Origin of the sequence: Citrobacter sp. TBCP-5362 (assembly GCF_005406305.1) — a bacterium.
Classification (GTDB): domain Bacteria; phylum Pseudomonadota; class Gammaproteobacteria; order Enterobacterales; family Enterobacteriaceae; genus Citrobacter_B; species Citrobacter_B koseri.
This window is the reverse complement of record NZ_CP040234.1, coordinates 3,190,946-3,212,982: the sequence shown is the minus strand read 5'-3', so window position 1 is coordinate 3,212,982 and position 22,037 is coordinate 3,190,946. Positions and strand designations below refer to the sequence as shown.

22 protein-coding genes are annotated in these 22,037 nt (G+C 54.3%); 10 read left to right on the top strand and 12 right to left on the bottom strand.

The window, feature by feature from the left end:
- Positions 1–134 precede the first annotated feature (134 nt).
- From entC to FD428_RS15340, 7 genes are all read left to right on the top strand, one after another.
- Complete coding sequence (entC, locus tag FD428_RS15370; RefSeq protein WP_060815865.1) at positions 135–1,310, top strand: isochorismate synthase EntC; 1,176 nt, start codon at positions 135–137, stop codon at positions 1,308–1,310.
- A gap of 9 nt (positions 1,311–1,319) precedes the next feature.
- Complete coding sequence (gene entE, locus FD428_RS15365) at positions 1,320–2,930, top strand: (2,3-dihydroxybenzoyl)adenylate synthase EntE (protein WP_071259787.1); 1,611 nt, start codon at positions 1,320–1,322, stop codon at positions 2,928–2,930.
- A gap of 13 nt (positions 2,931–2,943) precedes the next feature.
- Positions 2,944–3,801 (top strand): isochorismatase, encoded by an 858-nt coding sequence (locus tag FD428_RS15360; RefSeq protein ID WP_012133394.1) that lies wholly within the window; start codon positions 2,944–2,946, stop codon positions 3,799–3,801.
- The gene (gene entA, locus FD428_RS15355) at positions 3,801–4,556 is read left to right on the top strand and encodes a 2,3-dihydro-2,3-dihydroxybenzoate dehydrogenase EntA (protein WP_012133393.1); all 756 of its coding nucleotides are present in this window, start codon (positions 3,801–3,803) and stop codon (positions 4,554–4,556) included. Before FD428_RS15360 ends, entA begins: the two co-directional genes overlap by 1 nt.
- A gap of 2 nt (positions 4,557–4,558) precedes the next feature.
- Positions 4,559–4,972 carry a proofreading thioesterase EntH gene (gene entH, locus FD428_RS15350; RefSeq protein ID WP_012133392.1) on the top strand — a complete coding sequence of 138 codons (414 nt, stop codon included), beginning with the start codon at positions 4,559–4,561 and terminating at the stop codon, positions 4,970–4,972.
- Positions 4,973–5,147: 175 nt separating this feature from the next.
- A complete protein-coding gene (cstA, locus tag FD428_RS15345) occupies positions 5,148–7,253 on the top strand; it encodes a pyruvate/proton symporter CstA (RefSeq protein WP_012133391.1) in 2,106 nt (701 codons plus the stop codon).
- A 60-nt stretch (positions 7,254–7,313) separates the two neighbouring features.
- Positions 7,314–7,511: a YbdD/YjiX family protein gene (locus FD428_RS15340; protein WP_012133390.1), complete on the top strand. Its 198-nt coding sequence runs from the start codon at positions 7,314–7,316 to the stop codon at positions 7,509–7,511.
- A gap of 183 nt (positions 7,512–7,694) precedes the next feature.
- Here FD428_RS15340 and FD428_RS15335 read toward each other — a convergent pair whose 3' ends face one another.
- Entirely contained in the window at positions 7,695–8,783 is a 1,089-nt protein-coding gene (locus FD428_RS15335; protein ID WP_114847754.1) for an oxidoreductase, read from the bottom strand.
- 130 nt (positions 8,784–8,913) lie between these two features.
- Here FD428_RS15335 and FD428_RS15330 point away from each other — a divergent pair, with 130 nt between their 5' ends.
- The gene (locus FD428_RS15330; RefSeq protein ID WP_024130556.1) at positions 8,914–10,074 is read left to right on the top strand and encodes a pyridoxal phosphate-dependent aminotransferase; all 1,161 of its coding nucleotides are present in this window, start codon (positions 8,914–8,916) and stop codon (positions 10,072–10,074) included.
- Here the strand turns inward: FD428_RS15330 and FD428_RS15325 are convergent, their stop codons facing one another.
- The 4 genes from FD428_RS15325 to dsbG all read right to left on the bottom strand — a co-directional run bounded on the left by FD428_RS15325 (position 10,075) and on the right by dsbG (position 13,947).
- Positions 10,075–10,692 (bottom strand): ParB/RepB/Spo0J family partition protein, encoded by a 618-nt coding sequence (locus FD428_RS15325; protein ID WP_012133386.1) that lies wholly within the window; start codon positions 10,690–10,692, stop codon positions 10,075–10,077. It lies immediately after the preceding gene.
- Complete coding sequence (locus FD428_RS15320) at positions 10,665–11,900, bottom strand: phosphoadenosine phosphosulfate reductase (protein ID WP_071259778.1); 1,236 nt, start codon at positions 11,898–11,900, stop codon at positions 10,665–10,667. Before FD428_RS15320 ends, FD428_RS15325 begins: the two co-directional genes overlap by 28 nt.
- 184 nt (positions 11,901–12,084) lie before the next feature.
- Complete coding sequence (locus tag FD428_RS15315; protein ID WP_049011612.1) at positions 12,085–12,987, bottom strand: LysR family transcriptional regulator; 903 nt, start codon at positions 12,985–12,987, stop codon at positions 12,085–12,087.
- 213 nt (positions 12,988–13,200) lie between these two features.
- Positions 13,201–13,947, bottom strand: a complete 747-nt coding sequence (gene dsbG / locus FD428_RS15310) for a thiol:disulfide interchange protein DsbG (RefSeq protein WP_104868933.1) — start codon at positions 13,945–13,947, stop codon at positions 13,201–13,203.
- Positions 13,948–14,321: 374 nt separating this feature from the next.
- On the opposite strand from dsbG, the gene ahpC reads away from it, so the two are divergent.
- The gene (ahpC, locus tag FD428_RS15305; protein ID WP_012133381.1) at positions 14,322–14,885 is read left to right on the top strand and encodes an alkyl hydroperoxide reductase subunit C; all 564 of its coding nucleotides are present in this window, start codon (positions 14,322–14,324) and stop codon (positions 14,883–14,885) included.
- Between the two features lie 239 nt (positions 14,886–15,124).
- Positions 15,125–16,690, top strand: a complete 1,566-nt coding sequence (ahpF, locus tag FD428_RS15300; RefSeq protein WP_012133379.1) for an alkyl hydroperoxide reductase subunit F — start codon at positions 15,125–15,127, stop codon at positions 16,688–16,690.
- A 76-nt stretch (positions 16,691–16,766) separates the two neighbouring features.
- Here the strand turns inward: ahpF and uspG are convergent, their stop codons facing one another.
- From uspG to citX, 7 genes are all read right to left on the bottom strand, one after another.
- A complete protein-coding gene (gene uspG / locus FD428_RS15295; protein WP_024130553.1) occupies positions 16,767–17,195 on the bottom strand; it encodes a universal stress protein UspG in 429 nt (142 codons plus the stop codon).
- A gap of 128 nt (positions 17,196–17,323) precedes the next feature.
- Entirely contained in the window at positions 17,324–17,413 is a 90-nt protein-coding gene (yldA, locus tag FD428_RS21925) for a small membrane protein YldA (protein WP_272917174.1), read from the bottom strand.
- 137 nt (positions 17,414–17,550) lie between these two features.
- The gene (gene rnk / locus FD428_RS15290) at positions 17,551–17,961 is read right to left on the bottom strand and encodes a nucleoside diphosphate kinase regulator (protein WP_012133377.1); all 411 of its coding nucleotides are present in this window, start codon (positions 17,959–17,961) and stop codon (positions 17,551–17,553) included.
- A gap of 218 nt (positions 17,962–18,179) precedes the next feature.
- Positions 18,180–18,986, bottom strand: a complete 807-nt coding sequence (gene rna, locus FD428_RS15285) for a ribonuclease I (RefSeq protein WP_012133376.1) — start codon at positions 18,984–18,986, stop codon at positions 18,180–18,182.
- Positions 18,987–19,114: 128 nt separating this feature from the next.
- On the bottom strand, positions 19,115–20,578 hold the full coding sequence (citT, locus tag FD428_RS15280) for a citrate/succinate antiporter CitT (protein WP_012133375.1): 1,464 nt from the start codon (positions 20,576–20,578) through the stop codon (positions 19,115–19,117).
- Positions 20,579–20,602: 24 nt separating this feature from the next.
- The gene (gene citG / locus FD428_RS15275) at positions 20,603–21,511 is read right to left on the bottom strand and encodes a triphosphoribosyl-dephospho-CoA synthase CitG (protein ID WP_114847755.1); all 909 of its coding nucleotides are present in this window, start codon (positions 21,509–21,511) and stop codon (positions 20,603–20,605) included.
- Complete coding sequence (citX, locus tag FD428_RS15270) at positions 21,483–22,034, bottom strand: citrate lyase holo-[acyl-carrier protein] synthase (protein WP_012133373.1); 552 nt, start codon at positions 22,032–22,034, stop codon at positions 21,483–21,485. Before citX ends, citG begins: the two co-directional genes overlap by 29 nt.
- Positions 22,035–22,037 lie beyond the last annotated feature (3 nt).

The following is a 22,037-nucleotide window of genomic DNA, read 5'->3' as shown; positions in this document are numbered from 1 at the left end:
GGGAAGGGATGCAAGTCTAAGTCGCACATTGTGCTACCCCAAGAGTTGACATGCTGTCTGTTTACTTTTAGGTTAGCGCCCGAAAATATAAATGATAATCATTATTAAAGCCTTTATCATTTTTGGAGGATGATATGGATACGTCACTGGCCGAGGAAGTTCAGCAGAAAATGGCAACGCTCACCCCCGATCGCTTTTTCTTTATGTCGCCGTATCGCAGCTTTACGACGTCAGGATGCTTCGCCCGTTTCGCTGAACCAGCGGTTGACGGGGATTCGTTAGACAGCCCCTTCCAACAAAAATTACAGCAAGCCTTTGCCGACGCCAGAGCGCAGGGTATCGCAAATCCTGTTATGGTCGGCGCTATCCCCTTCGATACCCGCCAGCCATCCTCGCTGTTCATTCCTGAGTCCTGGCAGACCTTCTCCCGACCGGCAAAGCAACAATCCTCGCGTTACTTTACCGGGCATCAGGCACTGAATGTTGTTGATCGTAAAAGTATCCCTGAACAGGAAACGTTTGAAGCGATGGTGGCGCGCGCGGCAGCGCTGACGGCGACGCCTGAAGTCGACAAAGTGGTTCTGTCACGCCTGATTGATATTACGACCGATGCCACCATTGACAGCGGCGCGCTGCTGGAGCGGCTGGTGGCGCAGAATCCGGTGAGTTACAACTTCCATGTGCCTCTGGAGGATGGCGGCGTGCTGCTTGGCGCCAGCCCGGAATTGCTGCTGCGTAAAGAGGGCGAGCGCTTTAGTTCGCTGCCGTTGGCCGGGTCGGCGCGTCGCCAGCCTGATGATGTGCTGGATCGTGAAGCGGGCAACCGACTGCTGGCTTCTGAAAAAGACAGACACGAACATGAGCTGGTCACTCAGGCCATGAAGACGGTGCTGCGCGACCGCAGCAGTGAATTACAGCTGCCCGCATCTCCACAATTGATCACCACCCCGACGTTATGGCATCTCGGTACGCCGTTCGAAGGTAAGGCGAATGCGGAAGAAAATGCCCTGACGCTGGCGTGTCTGCTGCATCCGACGCCTGCGTTGAGCGGTTTCCCGCATCAGGTGGCGAAAAAATTAATTGCTGAACTGGAGCCATTCGATCGTGAACTGTTCGGCGGCATCGTCGGCTGGTGTGACGCTGAAGGAAACGGCGAGTGGGTCGTGACGATTCGTTGCGCGAAGCTGCGACAAAACCAGGTTCGCCTGTTCGCGGGCGCCGGGATTGTGCCTGCTTCCTCTCCGGTCGCGGAGTGGCGCGAGACCGGCGTGAAGCTTTCTACTATGTTGAACGTTTTTGGACTGCATTAAGGAGCGATGATGACCATTCCTTTCACCCGTTGGCCGGAGGAGTTTGCCCGCCGCTATCGTGAAAAAGGGTACTGGCAGGATCTGCCGCTGACCGATATTTTAACCCGCCACGCAGACAGCGATAAAACGGCGGTGATTGATGGCGATCGACACCTGAGCTATCGCGAACTGAACCAGGCGGCGGATAATCTGGCCTGTAGCCTGCGTCGTCAGGGGATCAAACCCGGCGAAACCGCGCTGGTGCAACTGGGCAACGTGGCGGAGCTGTATATCACTTTCTTCGCCCTGCTGAAGCTTGGCGTCGCACCGGTTCTGGCGCTGTTCAGCCATCAACGGACGGAACTTAACGCTTACGCGAAGCAAATTGAACCGGCGCTGGTGATTGCTGACCGCCAGCACGCGCTGTTCACCGGGGACGATTTCCTCAATACGTTTATTGCCGAACACAATTCCGTGCGTGTGGTGCTGTTGCTCAACGATGCGGGTGAACACAACCTGCAAACGGCGATTGACCAGCCTGCGGTTGATTTTACCGCCACGCCATCACCTGCCGATGAGGTGGCTTATTTCCAGCTTTCCGGTGGTACAACCGGAACGCCGAAGCTGATCCCGCGCACCCATAATGATTATTACTACAGCGTGCGCCGCAGCAATGAAATTTGCCACTTTACCGAAGCCACGCGTTTCTTATGCGCGATTCCGGCTGCGCATAACTACGCCATGAGTTCGCCGGGATCGCTGGGCGTCTTTCTGGCCCAGGGAACGGTGGTGCTGGCGGCTGACCCGAGTGCTACGCTCTGTTTCCCGTTAATTGAAAAGCATCAGATTAATTCAACGGCGCTGGTGCCGCCTGCGGTGAGCCTGTGGTTGCAGGCGATTCAGGAGTGGGGCAGCAACGCGCAACTGGCCTCGTTGAAACTGTTGCAGGTAGGCGGCGCGCGGCTTTCAGCGACGCTTGCCGCGCGTATTCCGGCGGAAATCGGCTGTCAGTTGCAGCAGGTATTCGGCATGGCGGAAGGACTGGTGAATTACACCCGTCTGGACGACAGCCCGGAGCGCATCATCAATACTCAGGGTTGCCCGATGTGCCCGGACGATGAGGTCTGGGTGGCTGACGCTGACGGCAATCCGCTGCCGCAGGGGGAAACGGGACGCCTGATGACGCGCGGGCCGTACACGTTTCGCGGCTATTTTAAAAGCCCGGAGCATAACGCCAGCGCGTTTGATGCCAACGGCTTTTACTGCTCCGGCGATCTGATCTCCATTGATCCAGATGGCTATATCACCGTGCAGGGTCGTGAAAAAGATCAGATCAATCGCGGCGGGGAGAAGATCGCCGCTGAAGAGATTGAAAACCTGTTACTGCGCCACCCGGCCGTAATCCATGCCGCGCTGGTCAGCATGGAAGATGAGCTGATGGGGGAAAAAAGCTGCGCCTGGCTGGTGGTGAAAGAGCCGCTTCGCGCGGTACAGGTACGCCGCTTCCTGCGTGAGCAGGGGGTCGCCGAATTCAAATTGCCGGATCGCGTGGAGTGCGTCGAGGCGTTGCCTCTGACCCCGGTCGGTAAAGTCGATAAAAAACAATTACGTCAGTGGCTGGCGTCACGTTCACTGACCTGAAGGAGAAAGAGAGATGGCAATTCCGAAATTGCAGGCGTACGCGCTGCCTGGCGCGCTCGATATTCCGCCCAATAAAGTGAACTGGGCCTTTGAACCTGAACGCGCTGCGCTGTTGATCCACGATATGCAGGATTATTTTGTCAGCTTCTGGGGCGACAACTGCCCGATGATGAAACAGGTGATCGCGAATATCGCCGCCCTGCGTCAGTACTGCAAAGAGCACAACATTCCGGTCTATTACACCGCTCAGCCGAAAGATCAGAGCGATGAAGATCGCGCCCTGTTGAACGATATGTGGGGGCCGGGCCTGACGCGTTCTCCCGAGCAGCAAAAGATTGTCGATGCGCTGGCGCCGGACGAGGCGGACACCGTGCTGGTGAAATGGCGCTACAGCGCGTTTCACCGTTCGCCGCTGGAGCAGATGTTAAAAGAAACCGGGCGTAATCAGCTGATTATCACGGGTGTGTATGCGCACATTGGCTGTATGACTACGGCGACCGACGCTTTCATGCGCGATATCAAGCCGTTTATGGTGGCGGATGCGCTGGCCGATTTCAGCCGTGAAGAACATGTGATGTCGCTTAACTATGTTGCCGGTCGCTCCGGTCGCGTGGTGATGACGCAGGAACTGCTGCCGACGCCGGTTCCGGCGAGCAAAGCGGAGCTGCGGGCGCTGATCCTGCCGCTGCTGGATGAATCCGACGAGCCGCTGGATGATGAAAACCTGATTGATTACGGGCTGGACTCTGTACGTATGATGGCGCTGGCGGCTCGCTGGCGTAAAGTGCATGGCGATATCGACTTCGTGATGCTGGCGAAAAACCCGACGATCGATGCCTGGTGGACGCTGCTTTCCCGTGAGGTGAAGTGATGGCCGGATTGGATTTTAACGGCAAAACCGTCTGGGTGACCGGCGCGGGAAAAGGGATTGGTTATACCACGGCGCTGGCGTTTGTTGCGGCTGGCGCGCAGGTGACGGGATTCGATCGCGAGTTCACGCAGGATGCGTATCCCTTTGCGACCGAAGTGCTGGATGTCGCAGACGCCGCGCAGGTCGCTCAGGTTTGCCAGCGCGTGCTGGCGCAAACCGAACGGCTGGATGTGCTGGTGAATGCCGCCGGGATTTTACGGATGGGGGCGACCGATGCGCTAAGCGCCGAGGACTGGCAGCAGACGTTCGCCGTCAACGTCGGCGGCGCGTTTAACCTCTTCCAGCAGACGATGGCGCAATTTCGTCAGCAGCAGGGCGGGGCGATTGTTACCGTCGCGTCTGATGCGGCGCACACGCCGCGCATTGGCATGAGCGCCTATGGCGCGTCCAAAGCGGCGCTGAAAAGCCTGGCGCTGACCGTTGGGCTGGAGCTGGCGGGCAGCGGCGTTCGCTGTAACGTTGTCTCTCCGGGCTCTACCGATACCGATATGCAGCGCACGCTGTGGGTGAGCGATGATGCGGAACAACAGCGTATTCGTGGCTTTGGCGAACAGTTTAAGCTTGGCATTCCGCTGGGTAAAATCGCGCGTCCGCAGGAAATCGCGAATACCATTTTATTCCTCGCGTCCGATCTGGCCAGCCACATTACGCTACAGGACATTGTGGTTGACGGCGGCTCAACCCTGGGAGCGTAACGATGATCTGGAAACGCCATTTAACGCTTGATGAGCTGAACGCCACCAGTCTGAACACGATGGTGGCGCATCTGGCGATCGTCTATACCCGTCTGGGTGATGACGTGCTGGAGGCGGAAATGCCCGTCGATGCGCGAACGCATCAGCCTTTCGGCTTGTTACACGGCGGCGCTTCGGCGGCGCTGGCGGAGACCCTGGGGTCAATGGCCGGGTATCTGATGACCCGTGACGGCCAGTGCGTGGTGGGAACCGAGCTGAATGCCACGCATCATCGCGCCGTGTCGCAGGGGAAGGTGCGCGGCGTTTGCCAGCCGCTGCATCTGGGCCGGCAAAGCCAGAGCTGGGAAATTGTGATTTTTGACGAGCAGGGACGACGTTGCTGTACCTGCCGCCTGGGGACGGCGGTGATGGGCTAGGCCCAACAAAATGCAATGATGTTGCAGCGTTGACCGGCCAATGAAGTGATCCAGTTAACAATGCAATGTAAATAATCAGTTTTATAGCGTTGTCAGGTTGTTAAAACCAGCAGAGGTGTTATAGAAACAAAATGTAACATCTCTCTGGAACACAACACGCAAACGGACAACAACTATGAACAAATCAGGGAAATACCTCGTCTGGACATTGCTCTCCGTTATGGGAGCATTTGCCCTGGGATATATTGCGTTAAACCGTGGGGAACAGATCAACGCGCTATGGATCGTCGTGGCGTCAGTTTGTGTCTACCTCATTGCCTACCGTTTTTATGGTCTGTATATCGCCAAAAATGTGCTGGCGGTTGACCCGACGCGCATGACGCCTGCGGTGCGTCATAACGATGGTCTGGACTACGTACCTACCGATAAGAAAGTGCTGTTCGGTCACCATTTTGCGGCGATTGCCGGGGCAGGGCCGTTGGTTGGGCCGGTGCTGGCGGCGCAGATGGGGTATCTGCCCGGTATGATCTGGCTGCTTGCCGGGGTTGTGCTGGCAGGCGCGGTGCAGGACTTTATGGTGCTGTTCGTTTCTACCCGTCGTGACGGTCGTTCGCTGGGTGAACTGGTTAAAGAAGAGATGGGCCCAACGGCTGGCGTGATCGCGCTGGTGGCCTGTTTCATGATCATGGTGATTATCCTTGCGGTACTGGCGATGATCGTCGTGAAAGCCCTGACCCACAGCCCGTGGGGGACGTACACCGTTGCGTTCACCATTCCGTTGGCCATTTTTATGGGCGTCTACCTGCGTTACCTGCGTCCGGGACGTATTGGCGAGGTGTCTGTTATTGGTCTGGTGTTCCTTGTCTTTGCCATCATCTCCGGTGGGTGGGTGGCGGAAAGCCCAACCTGGGCGCCGTATTTTGACTTTACCGGCGTACAGTTGACCTGGATGCTGGTGGGCTACGGTTTTGTGGCGGCGGTTCTGCCGGTATGGCTGCTGCTGGCGCCGCGTGATTACCTCTCAACCTTCCTGAAGATTGGTACGATTGTCGGTCTGGCCGTCGGCATTCTGATTATGCGTCCGACGCTGACGATGCCTGCGCTGACCAAATTTGTGGATGGCACCGGCCCGGTGTGGACCGGTAACCTGTTCCCGTTCTTGTTCATCACCATTGCCTGTGGCGCGGTGTCTGGCTTCCATGCGCTGATCTCTTCCGGCACCACGCCGAAGATGCTGGCGAACGAAGGGCAGGCCTGCTTTATCGGCTACGGCGGGATGTTGATGGAATCCTTTGTGGCGATTATGGCGCTGGTTTCCGCATGTATCATCGATCCGGGCGTTTACTTCGCCATGAACAGCCCAATGGCCGTACTGGCGCCAGCCGGAACCGCTGATGTGGTTGCTTCTGCTGCGCAGGTGGTCAGTAGCTGGGGCTTTGCGATTACGCCTGATACGCTGCATCAGATTGCCAACGAAGTGGGCGAACAATCCATTATTTCTCGTGCCGGTGGCGCGCCAACGCTGGCGGTGGGGATGGCCTACATCCTGCACGGGGCGCTGGGCGGTATGATGGATGTGGCGTTCTGGTATCACTTCGCGATTCTGTTTGAAGCCCTGTTCATTCTGACGGCGGTTGATGCCGGTACGCGTGCGGCGCGCTTTATGTTGCAGGATCTGCTGGGCGTGGTCTCTCCGGGTCTGAAACGTACGGATTCACTGCCTGCGAACCTGTTAGCGACGGCGCTGTGCGTGCTGGCGTGGGGATACTTCCTGCACCAGGGTGTGGTGGACCCGTTAGGAGGGATCAACACCCTGTGGCCGCTGTTTGGTATCGCGAACCAGATGCTGGCGGGTATGGCGCTGATGCTCTGCGCGGTTGTACTGTTCAAGATGAAACGTCAGCGTTACGCATGGGTGGCGCTGGTGCCTACCGCCTGGCTGCTGATCTGTACGCTGACCGCAGGCTGGCAGAAAGCGTTTAGCCCGGATACCAAAATTGGTTTCCTGGCGATCGCCAATAAATTCCAGGCGATGATCGACAGTGGCGATATTCCTGCGCAGTACACGCAGTCTCAGCTGGCGCAGCTGGTGTTCAACAACCGTCTGGATGCCGGTCTGACCATCTTCTTCATGGTTGTGGTGGTGGTTCTGGCCCTGTTCTCAATCAAAACTGCGCTGGCAGCGCTGAAAGAGGACAAACCGACGGCGAAAGAAACGCCGTATGAAGCCATGCCGGAAAACGTTGAAGAGATTGTGGCGCAGGCGAAAGGCGCGCACTGATTTTTAAATAAGCGGCCCTCTTCTTAACGGGAGAGGGCATTTGCGTCACAGGTGGTAACGATGTTTGATACGCTTTCTAAGGCCGGGAAATATCTGGGTCAGGCGGCAAAACTGATGATTGGCGTGCCGGACTATGACAACTACGTTGAGCATATGCGCGTGACGCACCCGGATCAGACGCCAATGACTTACGAAGAATTTTTTCGTGAGCGGCAGGATGCGCGTTATGGCGGGAAAGGCGGCGCACGTTGCTGCTGATGTTTTGTGTTGCCCGGTGGCGCTACGCTTACCGGGCCTACGCTGAGTTTTGTGTTGCCCGGTGGCGCTATGCTTACCGGGCCTACGCTGATGTTTTGTGTTGCCCGATGGCGCTATGCTTACCGGGCCTACGGGGTATTTTACAGGCCGGATAAGGCGCAGCCGCCATCCGGCAAGCCGCCGCTAAACCGTAAACGACTCTACCTTTTCAAACGCGGCGCGTAATGTGGCTGGCGTTAACGTCACCGGCAGAAAGTGGATGGATTCGACCGGGCGCAGGGTGTGGGCAATCACGTTATCAATCTCCGCCTGGTTCTGGATATCGACATCCAGCGCCGCCAGCGTGGTGGGCAGACTAAAGCGCTGATAAGCGGCGACAAGCTGCGCCAGTACCTCATCCTGACCCAGCAATGCGCTTTGCACCAGAATGCCATAGGCCACTTTGGTGCCGTGCAGAAACTTCTCGGTTTGCGGCAATACGGTGAGCCCATTATGGACGGCGTGTGCCGCCGCCACACGGGTATAACGCTCGCCAAGACCGCCGACCATGCCGCCCCCGGCAATAATAGCATCCACCACATCGCGAAATGCCTGGGTGAGTTCTCCACGCTCTTTGTCCGCCAGCGCCTGTTCGCTGCTTTCCAGTAGCACATCACGGATCGCCAGCGCGCCGTTAATGCCCAGACGCACGGTAAGCGGTAAGGTTTCTGGCTGTGGCGCTAATACAACGGCTTCGTACCATTTTGCCAGCGTGTCGCCGATGCCGGCCAGCAGATAGGCCTCTGGCGCGCGGAGAATGATTTCCGGTTCTACCAGCACCAGATAATTGGCGTCGTCAAAAATTTCAAAGTGCAGCGCCTGACCGGCATCGTTGTACCAGACCGACAGCGGTGTCCAGGCCGCGCAGGTGGCCGCGATAGTCGGGATCGCCACGAAGGGGAGTTGTAGCCGACGGGCAAGGGCTTTGGCGGTATCAAGCAGCGTGCCGCCGCCGATACCGATCACTACGCGGCGGTCGTCGCCTGCTTTCACGGCCAGTTGTTTCACATCGCTTTCGCTGCAATGGCCGGTAAACGGCAGGTGTCTGGCTCCCGGAAGATCAAACGCATCCGGCAGGTAAGGGCGGGCGGCGGCAATCGCACGTTCGCCATACACCCATACTGCGGCGGAGAGTTGCCCGGCGCTGAAAAAATCCTTCAGTCGGGAGAGGCTGCCGGTATGGGAAAAGTAGTTAGCCGGGCCGGTAACGACGCGGATGTCAGTGTTGCTCATGGTGTGTTGTCCTTGTGGCTGTGCTGTCCGGGAGTTGTTTTTATTTAGACGTCTAAGCGTCTTGATTGCCAAATGCTAACATCGTGTTATAGTGGTTTCAACATCGACATCACCCTCGGGTATGATAACTATGAGTAATAACCCACTGATTCCGCAAAGCAAACTGCCTAATTTAGGCACCACAATCTTTACACAAATGAGCGCCCTGGCGCAGGAGCATCAGGCGATTAACCTGTCGCAGGGATTTCCTGATTTCGATGGCCCGCGCTATCTACAGGAACGTCTGGCCTGGCATGTTGCACAAGGGGCGAATCAATATGCGCCAATGACCGGCGTGCCTGCATTACGCGAAGCCATTGCGGAAAAAACGGCGGCGTTATACGGCTATAAGGCTGATGCCGGGAGCGAGGTGACGGTAACGGCGGGGGCAACGGAAGCGTTGTATGCCGCTATCACCGCGTTGGTTCGTGCGGGAGATGAGGTGATCTGCTTCGATCCCAGCTATGACAGCTACGCGCCAGCCGTTGAACTGTCCGGCGGCGTGCTGAAACGTCTGGCGCTTCAGCCGCCGCAGTTTCGCGTTGACTGGCAGGCATTTGCTGCGTTACTGAGCGAACGTACCCGGCTGGTGATCCTCAATACGCCGCATAACCCGAGCGCGACCGTCTGGCGCAAAGCCGACTTTGAAGCGCTGTGGCAGGCGATTGGCGATCGCGAAATCTATGTATTAAGCGATGAAGTGTATGAGCATATCTGCTTTGCGCCAGAAGGCCATGCCAGCGTACTGGCGCATCCGCAGCTACGTGAGCGTGCTGTCGCGGTCTCGTCATTCGGTAAAACCTTTCATATGACCGGCTGGAAGGTGGGGTACTGCGTAGCGCCAGCGGCGATCAGCGCGGAATTGCGTAAAGTGCATCAGTATCTGACGTTCTGCGTCAACACACCGGCGCAACTGGCGCTGGCCGATATGCTGCGTGCTGAACCGGAACATTACCGCGATTTACCCGCATTTTACCGGAAGAAGCGTGACGTTCTGGTTAATGCCCTGCGTGACAGTCGTCTGGAAATCCTGCCCTGCGAAGGCACCTATTTTCTGCTGGTGGATTACAGTGCGGTATCAGACCTCAATGACGTGGATTTCTGCCAGTGGCTGACCCGGGAAATCGGCGTTGCGGCGATTCCGCTGTCGGTATTTTGCGCCGATCCTTTCCCACATAAACTTATCCGTTTATGTTTTGCCAAGCAGGAATCCACGCTGCTGGCGGCCGCAGAACGCCTGTGTAAATTGTAATTACTTTACGGTCCAGGCTTTGGAGAATCGACGGTCGGCAAAGAGTTCCTGTAGGCCGTTGATTTGTTTCAGACGCAGGACTTCATCTTTATCCATGCCCAGCTCTTTTCCGATTCGCGTCTCGTCCCAGCCCAACAGGGAGAGTTCTCGCACAATTTCCGACATCGCGTGAATCTGATGACGACCTCGGGCGCGGTTGTGACGAATGGTCGCCGCAATTCGTTCATGGCGATTGCGTTCCAGACAGGTGACGGGAAGATAGCCTTTTAACTTTGAGCGTAATGTGGATTTCCCTTTACCGAGTTCGTGACGGTGAAAGCCATCCACGATTTCATATTTTTCTGCCGCCGTTTCTGCAACGACAATAGGCTGCGTGAAGCCATCTACCTCAATAGACTTCAGCAGGAGCCTTTTCTCCGGGGGCGCCACATTGTTTGGGTTGTAATCATTAGGTTCGATTTGTTCGTTTTTTACCCATTGCACGCAGTCTACCGGCTGATCACGAAAGGGGCTGACGCGGTGGATCGCCATCCTGAATTCGTTGATTGCCGCAATTCTCTCTTCTTCGTTCAGCGTGGAGAGAAAGTCGGTTATTTGTTGGGTGAGTCGCTGTTGCATAAAATCCCCCATTCTTTGCGCTTTGCTTTCATGCGTTCATTGTAGCGCTGGTAGTGTTTAGGCTTTGTCGGGCTGAATGAGAGCGCCCGACACCAGTAATCATTGTTCAATAGCACCTTGCAGATACGTCGCCATGAGGGGATATCTTTGGAGCCGATATCGCCTTCCTGCGTTTGTGGAATGTTCTCCATTCCTTTCTTTTTATACCATTGCAGGTAGACCGCGATTTTGTTGCGGTAATGCTCGGCGCTCTGTTCCGGCATGCTGTCCAACAGCAGCATGGCGTAGCTTTGCCAGCTATGGTGCTCGGGTTTCAGTATTTTTCGATGGCCGTAAAAATGGTTATCCTGGCCTGCATATATCCCTCCGCTGCGCACGCCGCTTACCCTGGCGCACATTGCTGCCCAGCGTTCGGGTTCAATGACATGATAGAGCCACAATCCCTGACGTTGCTCCGGGCCGAAAGGTTCGCAGATGCGCATATACCGGAGCGGCACGTTGGCCTGGTACATCAGGTTATAAAGCGGGTTGCAAGGCTGCTTCGTTTTTGCGAACCATGTCCAGATGTCTGCCGTTTTCCAGTCATACATCGGGTAAATATACCAGGTGTGCCCGCCCTGAGCGGCGGTCGTCCAGGGTTTGTCGTCCGCAAAACGCTGTTTGCTCAGGGAGGCGATAGCGACAAACCGATTGTAAGACTCGTCAGCGCGGATGCCGATCAGCATCGCCGCAGGACGCTTTTCTGAAAACCACTCGGCAAAGTCGCGAACAAATTGTTCGAAGGTCATGCCTGGCTGATAAAAAGGAAAGTAAGCCGGATCGGTAATGGCGTCGGCAGGCGGTTGACGCACCCATTCAGCATTCGGGTCCCAGCATTGCCATTCGGGTTGGTATTGCGACAGCGAATTTTGTGTGGTGAGCGGCAGAGCAACCCAGTAAAAATGTTCAATGACATCGGAATATTGTTCGCGTAATGACTGAACATAGTCAATTGTGCAGGAGAATTGCACTTCCCAGTCAATAAATATTACGCAGATCTTCTTCTTTAACTTACGCGCGATTCCGGCGGTAAGGTGCAGCATCAACCCTGAGTCTTTCCCCCCGGAAAATGACACGCAAATACGCGGTAAGGTGGTGAGTGTCCATGTAATGCGCTCTTCCGCAGCTTCCAAAACATTTTGGTCAAGTGGGATTTTATAAACAGACATAATGAGTTCATACCTGAACGGAAAATGGCTATGTGTAGAATACAGAAAAATAATTATATATATTATATGATATAATCAACAGAATGTGCAAGGTTTAAAAAAGCATCCAAAACTTAAATTAATTTTATATTAATTATTTTAATTTTGAATGCTTGTGTCGGCGATGGCCCCGGATGTTTTCGTTTCAGCTATTTTCCGTCATTTTGTTAATGATACTCGTAAAACCTTTGTTATTCAGTGACGTTCGATTATATACCAGGTATAACTGAACTGAAGGTAAATCCTGATCAATATTAACCCGTTGCAGTTTAAGGGTGGAGTGAAAGAAGTCATATATGACTTCAGGAACGATGCCAATTATGTTGGTTTCAGCAATAGTATTAATGATTGCAACCATCGAGTCACTGCGAAACCCAATTTTCCGGCTGGCAAGAAGGGAGTTGACCAGCGACTGGTATTCTTTAACGCCTGGCTCCTCTCCCTGGTATGAGGTAAACGGTTCTTCTAGTATTTGCGCTAATGTACTGGCGTCACTGATTCTGGGGTGATCGGCACGACACACCAGTACGCTTTTGATTGTTTTAAAAGGCGTACAGACAACCGAATGGTTGTTCAGCGGCGTGGTGGTGATCACCATGTCCGCCTTGCGGTATGCCAGCAGGTCTTCTGCTGATTCCGCAGACATCAGGATATCATGATGCTCAATTTCAACGGAAGAATCTTCCATAATAAAATTAATCAGCTTTATTACGTTCATTGCAGTAAGTAGCTGAGGGCTGTAAATGATAAATTTTTTCTTAAGGCTGGAACTATGCATAATATTAATTGTTTGTTCCAGACTATTGAGGTTTTCCTCAAGATGATGATGCAGATTTATACCGGTGACGGTCGGCGTGATGCCTTTTCCTGAACGAATAAATAAAGGATCGTTGAATTGAGTTCGTAATCGTTGCAGAGATTGACTCACGGCTGACGGGGTGATGTACAGCGTTTCCGCCGCTTTACTAATGCTTAAATTCTGGTAGATACACTCAAAAATAATCAGTAAGTTGAGATCGAATTTTTTGAGATCGTAGAGATTAGCCATGTTTTTTTCTTCCTGTTTTGTGACTATTGTCATAACTATATTTGTTATAGTTATGCAACACATCCAATGCTTTACAATAGTGATGTTTGCTAAGCTTAAATTCTCTTTCAATAATACTAAAATAGCATAGCTCAGAATATCTTTGCGAGCGATTTATAATGGAAAAGGAGATTGACAGAAAAACAATGACAATCTCCCCCCTTTAATTTAGGTTTAATGTTCACCCATCATAATGTCCAGCTGCGCTTTTTCCGGTAACCCGACGACCTGCTGTAACATATTTTCTTTATTCATATAGTAAATGGCTGGCGTTGCATTCGCCCCCAGATCGTCCATGAGTTTCTGATGAATATTCAGCATTTTCATCTTATCTTCTGGCAGCGGTGAAGGGATCGCCAGATTGAGTTTACCGCCTGACGCTTCATAGTCATGCCAGGTTTTTGCCGGATCGCGGGTGGATAAGATAGCGGCAGCCGTTGCCGGGCTTTCGGGTTTGATCACGCCCACCAGTAGCGTCCGCAGTTGTACTTTGCCGGATTCGACCCAGGGGCGCGCCTGCTGCCAGAACTGTTTGCAGTAAGGGCAGAAAGGGTCCGCAAAGACATAAAGAATCACCGGCGCCTCTTTTTTGCCGTCCAGAATCCACGACGCTTTTTCCATCCGCTGCCACATTTCTCTGCCGACCGGGGCGTAGATCTCTTTTTCTATCAGCGCATTACTGAGGTTTGCGCCTTTTTCGTCGTACATGTAGCCGGAAATCGCGTGTTTCCCGTCAGGCGTGAGGTAGATGGTCACGCCCATATCCTGGTATTTGCCCAGATAGCCTTTCATTCCGCCGGGGGCGTCAAAAGACTTCAGGATCGTAATTCCCTGTTTTTCTATCGCTTTAACCGGGGCAGGCAGTTCTTCAGCAAAGGCGATGAGCGGGAGCAACGTCAGCAGCAATGTTCGTTTTATCATTATATTTCCTTAAAAATCAGTGCAAAAGGAACATTGACGGCAAAACCTATCACAGTCATAGGTAAGGTCTGCCGTCGGAAGATTGCCCTTTCTTTGGTAGGGTGATGTAATCCTTTCGCTGTTACAGCCTTTGTTAAGGTAATGTAGAGCGCAACACATAGCCAGTTTCACTGGCGCTGAAGTTACCTACGGGTAGTTCAGGTAATGGGGCCGCCTGTAAAGGGGGCCTTTTTACTTTTTGTCGCTAAACGTTCACAACGTTGTCTTGTGTGAGTTGTTAGGTATCGCTGATTGATTTGATAATGCAAACGCATTAGCCCAATCACGGAAAGTTGGTTACTTTACATCTCAACGAAAACACGGAGGAAGTATAGATGTCCTTGATTAATACCAAAATTAAACCTTTCAAAAACCAGGCGTTCAAAAACGGTGAATTCATCGAAGTAACCGAGAAAGATACCGAAGGCCGCTGGAGCGTCTTCTTCTTCTACCCGGCTGACTTCACTTTCGTATGCCCGACCGAACTGGGCGACGTTGCAGATCATTACGATGAATTGCAGAAACTGGGCGTAGACGTTTACTCTGTTTCTACCGACACCCACTTTACTCACAAAGCATGGCACAGCAGCTCTGAAACCATCGCAAAAATCAAATATGCGATGATCGGTGACCCGACTGGCGCCCTGACCCGTAACTTCGACAACATGCGTGAAGACGAAGGTCTGGCTGACCGTGCGACTTTCGTTGTTGACCCGCAGGGTATCATCCAGGCTATCGAAGTTACCGCTGAAGGTATCGGCCGTGACGCATCTGACCTGCTGCGTAAAATCAAAGCGGCTCAGTATGTTGCTGCTCACCCAGGCGAAGTTTGCCCGGCTAAATGGAAAGAAGGCGAAGCGACTCTGGCTCCGTCCCTGGACCTGGTCGGCAAAATCTAAAATTCGCTGCGCCTTTCGCGCTACAGGTGCGTTGGCTGCGCTTTCTCACCCCGGTCACTTACTGATGTAAGCTCCCGGGGATTCATAAGCTTGCCGCCTTCCTGTAACACGAAATACTGGCGAATTAATCCTTAAGCGGGTGCGTCGCACCCGTTTTTTCCAGCACCATCATGCAAGTCGCATTCAGGCTGCCGGTATAAGGCAACTTGCATGATGATGTTTTTAGAGAGGGAAGAATAATGCTCGACACTAACATGAAAACTCAGCTCAAAGCGTATCTTGAGAAACTGACCAGGCCTGTTGAGCTGATTGCCACGCTGGACGACAGCGCTAAATCGGCAGAAATCAAGGAACTGCTGGCTGAAATCGCTGAACTGTCAGAGAAAGTCACATTTAAAGAAGATAACAGCCTGCCGGTGCGCAAGCCTTCTTTCTTGATAGCAAACCCGGGTTCTGACCAGGGGCCGCGCTTTGCGGGTTCTCCGCTGGGGCATGAATTTACCTCGCTGGTGCTGGCGCTGTTGTGGACTGGCGGCCATCCGTCGAAAGAGGCGCAGTCTCTGCTGGAGCAGATCCGCGATATCGACGGCGATTTCGAGTTTGAAACTTATTACTCGCTCTCCTGCCACAACTGCCCTGACGTCGTACAGGCGCTGAACCTGATGGCGGTGCTGAACCCGCGTATCAAACATACCGCGATTGACGGCGGCACATTCCAGAATGAAATCACCGATCGTAATGTGATGGGCGTTCCGGCTGTGTACCTGAACGGTAACGAATTCGGTCAGGGACGTATGACGCTGACGGAAATCGTCGCCAAAGTGGATACCGGCGCAGAAAAACGGGCGGCGGAAGAGCTGAATAAGCGTGACGCTTACGACGTACTGATTGTCGGTTCCGGCCCGGCGGGGGCGGCAGCGGCAGTTTACTCCGCACGTAAAGGCATTCGTACCGGTCTGATGGGCGAGCGTTTTGGCGGTCAGGTGCTGGATACCGTTGATATCGAGAACTATATTTCCGTGCCAAAAACGGAAGGGCAGAAGCTGGCTGGCGCGCTGAAAGCGCACGTTGATGATTACGATGTTGACGTGATCGACAGCCAGAGCGCGAGCAAACTGCTTCCGGCGGCAACGGAAGGGGGCCTGCATCAGATTGAGACCGCTTCCGGCGCGGTGCTGAAAGCCCGCAGCATTATCATTGCCACCGGTGCCAAATGGCGCAACATGAACGTGCCGGGCGAAGATCAGTACCGCACGAAAGGCGTAACCTATTGCCCGCACTGCGACGGCCCGCTGTTTAAAGGCAAACGCGTTGCGGTAATCGGCGGAGGGAACTCCGGCGTGGAAGCGGCGATTGACCTCGCGGGGATCGTTGAGCACGTTACGCTGCTGGAATTTGCGCCAGAAATGAAAGCCGACCAGGTTCTGCAAGATAAAGTGCGTAGCCTGAAAAACGTCGACATTATTCTGAACGCGCAGACAACGGAAGTGAAAGGCGACGGCAGTAAAGTGACGGGGCTGGAATATCGCGATCGCGTAAGCGGCGACATCCACAACGTTGCGCTGTCTGGGATCTTCGTACAGATTGGCTTGCTGCCAAACACCAACTGGCTGGAAGGCGCGATTGAGCGTAACCGTATGGGCGAAATCATCATTGATGGCCGGTGCGAAACCAGCGTGAAGGGCGTATTCGCCGCAGGCGACTGCACCACGGTTCCTTACAAACAGATCATCATCGCGACGGGCGAAGGCGCGAAAGCCTCTCTGAGCGCATTTGATTATCTGATCCGCAGTAAGACGGCATAAAAAGAAAGTAAGACTACACCTGCAATGCAAGAGGCTGCCAATGGCAGCCTCTTTTTTTACGCAACAGCCTTGCGATTTACCGCACAACCAGCACCGGCAACGTAGCATGGCGGACAACGCTGGAGGCGTTAGAACCCAGCAAATGCGTGGTGATAGACGGATTGCGGGAGCCAATGACCACGACGTCCGCATTCAGCTCTTCGCCCAGTTCGTTCACCACATCCCGCACGTTACCAAAGCGGACGTGCTGCTTAATCCGGGAAGGGTCGATACTGAAATGACTCACCATCGTTTGCAGGCGAGTCTCCGCTTCGTGCTGCAAATGCTCCTCAAAACGACGAACGTCGGCGGCAAAGCGGTGCAGACTCAGGCTGGCGGAGCCCGGAAGAACATGCAACAGATGAATGACGCCATCCTGTTGCGCCAGAAACTCTGCGTGGCGCACGGCCTTGTCGCTAAGTTCCATTTCGAAAACATCAACCGGCATAATGATTGTCTTATACATACCCGTTTCTCCCTGTTAACTAATACTGAATTCATTCAAACATATAATAATATTTCTTTCTGGTATCTGCCCGGCACTTTTCATATCACAACGTTTCTTTACGACTGATTGATGCTTATGACCAGAAGCTACCAGCGTCGCTCAAGGTAAAGCACGGCCACGACGATAATCGCCATCATAATAAGAAATGCCAGCGTGATGAAAAGAGCCTCATTCATGACCGTACTCGCGGCAATGAAACGGATTAATTCTGGATGACGGGGAATGGGGGTGAACCAGGAGGAATGGGTGATTTTCGGAAAGAGGATGCAGGGAGCATCCTCTGTGTAAACGGGTGAACGCTTATCCAGATGGTTTAGCGCAGGTAGTCGCCCGCTGCTTCAGGCTGATATTCAAGTTCCAGCACTTCAAGGTGAGTGGACGCCCCGCCAGGCAGGTCCCAGTGAATGGTATCGCCGACGCGCAGGCCCAGCAATGCCGCGCCCACCGGCGCCATTACGGAAAGCTGCGTATTGCTGTCGGTCATATTCGCCGGATACACCAGCGTGCGCACGCGAATCTCGCCATCGCTGAGATTGCGGAATTTCACCCGACTGTTCATGGTGACGACGTCGTGCGGCATGGCTTCCGGCGAGCACATCTGGGCGCGATCCAGCTCCGCATTTAATGCGTCAGCAATGGGTAAACCAGCAAACGCAGGCTGCTCCAACAGGCGGTCGATGCGTTCGGCGTCGAGGTCGTTGATGATAATAGTTGGTCTGGACATTTGTTACTCCATGTCGTCGATGCTGCGAGTGCCGCAGGTAAATAATCCCAAAAGAAAACCCTCACCGTCAGGCGGCGAGGGTTTAGCTTTCATGATAATACTGAGACTTCCCCCTTCTTTGAAGTGATTTAGCTCACATTCGGGGAAATCCTCAATACGGTTGTCTTTGCGTAAATTTTAGTCGCAAGCCGTGATGGTTCTCAAGTTTGTATACCGCCTCAGTAACCCGCTTTGTCAATCACAAACCGCTTCCCGCAATTGCCCGGATGGGGTTGCGATATAAACGAGGAAGCGGAAAGCGGATCGTTAATCCTGGCGGCGTTGAGCGAGAACTGTATTTCTGTCAGATAAGCCGGGTTCCCGTGGCAACTCAGTTTCACCGCCTTCACGTTTTCTTTCCCCCAGCTTTGGGCGACGGCGGCGTCAAACGCGGCGCGGCTGACCCTTTTCCCGTAATTTGCGGCCAGAAAATCGCCCAGCGCGCTGTGTTTTATCTCATGGTTCAGCCGTACCATTGTGCCGAAATAAACGTCTGGATCAAATCCAAAGCAGGCACCGTGCTTGGCGTATTCATAACGTTCCAGGCAGGATTTTCCACCGGCTCCGGGCATGACCGCGCTGAGTTTTGCCGCGCTCTCCAGTGAAAGGCCGGTTTCAGGCGCGGCGCATTTACGGCTGGCGCGCGCTTCCGGCAGATTGGGGATCGGACGAGTCGCGCAGCCAAACCGCATCCAGCGGCGCTCGTCCACGCCACGCGCGGCAACCGATCCCGGCAGACCTGGCCACAGACCGTGGACAGTCAGAAAATCAGCTTTGTTGGGAATCTCTTTCTGCTGACGGCACTCTTCGGGTTCCCGATGATCGCGCTCATGCTGACTTTGACAAAAACCGGTTTGCCAGGAGAGCGCCAGCACATAGCGGTCAAAATCAGCGTACTGTTTTGCCTGAAGTGGCTCAGCGTTAACGTTGAAGAGGGGAAGCAGGAATACCGCCAGGAGAGAACCATAACGCCATGTTGATTTCATGATGGATGCTGAAACTCATACAAATATTGAATACCACCTATTTAACCATAAAAAAAGCCAGTCAGGTTTATCTGACTGGCATGAGAGGGATAACGCGTTAGCCGTCATCCGGCATTATGTGCCGATGTTTAGTTCCACAGCGCCAGAATCGGCCAGCCAACCACCAGCAGCATGGTGATGTAGATAACCCCAAAGATCGCGCCGAGACGCCAGTAATCTTTGGATTTTACATAGCCGCAGCCGTAGATGATGACCCCCGGCCCTGTTGCATACGGCGTCAGGCAGCCCATGATACCGATAGACAGCACCAGCAGAATACAAAGTTGCTCCATCGGAACGCCTGGAATACCTTTACCTATCGCCAGAATGACCGGCAGCATGGTTGCGGTATGTGCGGACAGGCTGGCGAACAGGTAGTGAGCAAAGTAGAACACCAGTACCAGCACAATCACCGTTGCGTTAGGTGAGAAGCCTTCCAGATGGGCGCTCATTGTGGTAGCAAACCAGTCGATAAAGCCCGAACGGGTTAAACCGTTGGCCATGACAACCAGCGTCGCGAGGTTAACAAGGGTGTTCCACGCACTGTTATAACGCGTGATGTCTTTCCACGGCACAACGTGCAGCGCCAGCATCAGGGATACCGCCAGCAGACCGACAGCGGTGGCATCAATCACTTCACCGCCAAATACCCACAGTCCGAGGCTGAGCAACACCAGACCGATCAGCGTCATCTCTTTGCGGGTCAGCGTGCCCATCGTTTTTAACTCTTCGCCAGCCCATGCCGCAACTTCGGCGCTGTGGGTCACTTCGGGTTTGTAGAGTACGTAAGAGAGCCACGGTGCGACGATCAGCAGAATGATCCCTACCGGTAAGAAGCCCAGGAACCACTGCAACCAGCTGATCTGAATACCGGCAATTTTGCTGACAAATTCCAGACCCAGAACGTTAGGCGCCGCGCCGGTCACGAACATGGAAGAACTGAGGCTGGTACTGATGACCATCATCCACATCAAATAACCGCCAATGCGGCGCGCGGAAGGATCGTTTGGAAACGACTTAAACAGCGGCGGCAGGTTCTTGATTACCGGGAATACCGTACCGCCGGTACGCGCGGTGTTGGACGGCGTAAACGGCGCCAGCAGAATATCGATGATGACAATGGCATAACCCAGCGTCAGGGTGCGTTTACCCATGAATTTCACCAGGAAGAGCGCAATACGGCGGCCCAGACCGGTGACTTCATAGCCCAGCGCGAAAATGAATGCGCCGAACACCAGCCAGACGGTGGTGCTGGAGAAGCCCGCCAGCCCCCATTTCAGCGCCTGTTTGCCTGCGTTAAAGGCCGGGTCGGCCAGCTCTGAGGCATCAAATAACAGATAGTTGCTGCCGATAACGCAAATGGTCACCGCGATAAAACTGATTGCGGTGGCCGGAATCGGCTCCAGTATCATCCCGACGATCATCGCCACGAAAACGGCGAAGTAGTGCCATGCCTGAGGGGGCATGCCGTCCGGGACGGGGATCAAAAACATGATGCCCATAACGACTAATGGGGCCAATAACTTCCATATATTATCTTTAGATAAAGACATAAGTGATTCTCCGAAAAGGATCTTTCAATAATTATGTAAATGATTAACTTGCGAAATTTGTGCTAAAAACCAGGTGACGATCAGCAAGTCGGCGCTGCCGCCAGGGCTGAGGTTGCGTGCAATGCACTGCTGATCGAACCGGTGGAGATGTTCAAGATCGGCAGGAGAACGAATGCCTCCTTGCCGTAATAATGTTGTCGCCTGCTGTTGTATCCAGCGCAGGCCTTCCGCGCCGCCGCGTGATGCGACGTTGGTGTCGCCGTTCATTGAGATCAGCAGCAGCAGGGTGTCGAGCAGCGCCAGCTCGGGGTCGTGCCCCTGCGCCAGCAATGCGCGGTAGTGTGGTAAAGCATGGCGGATCACTAACGGGTAACCCGCTTCGGCTTCGCCGCGCGCGCCAGTTAACCCCAGCTGTTGGTACAAGCGTTGACCTGCGGTGAGTTGTTGATTGTTCTGTCGCAGTTCACGCTCGGTCAGACCCCGGCAAAATGTTGCGGCGGTCGAGCAGATGTTTGCAGGTGTGATCGGGGAATGCTGCTGGTGCAGGCGTCCGATGGCGGCGCACAGCAGTCCCAGGGAAAATATGCTGCCTTTATGCGTGTTAACGCCGGCAGTGGCGCGAAACATGTCGGCTTCGCAGGCCATACCTAATGGACGTAGCCCTTTCAGTACATCGTCTGACGGCAGCTGCGCGCAACTCGCGCCATATTCGATAAAACGCGGCAGCCAGCCCTGAATGGCCAGCGCGCTGCGATGGAAATCTTCCAGCGCCATGTCTTTGTGCGCGCCGCAGTTAATGCGATCGACCAGACCCGGCTTGGGAGATAAATTCACCTCAGTCAGCATGGCGCGCCACGCCAGCAGGGCGTACGCGTCAAGCAGCGTCTGAGGAATGGCGGCGGAATCAGTTGATGTGGCTGGAATCGGCATCATGCAGCAGCGCCTCCATGCGAATAAGTAAGTCGGAAAGCGCGTGGGTTTTCCCCCGGGCGCATTCAGCGGCGCTTTGCTCGCACAACAGGCAGCGGCGGGCAGGAAGCGAAAAATGACGGCGGGACAGAATGTCGCCTTCCGGCGTCAGCACATCGATATCCCATAAACGTCCCAGCGGGTGCTGATGCTCAAGCTCGATCGTGGCGAGCTTGAGATCGCGGGCCGGCGCCTCAATGGCGAGGAACCCTTCCGGCCCACTGGCTGAGGCCAGTGCAGCCTGCTCCCTGACAGACCAACCTGCTTTTTTCGCCACGGCGAGCAGGGCGGTTACGCCGTGATTGAAGATTCGGCGAGTAAGCTCGCTGTCTTTAATCGGGCCGGGCGCCACCACGGTAAAGGAGACCAGTGGAGTGAGATGGCGCGTCAGCCAGGCGTGTTGCCGCGCTTGTCTCTCATCACGGCTGACGAGCAGCTCGGGAATGGAAACCGCATGGCGAGTGGCCTGTTCAGGGAGCAGGTGCATGGC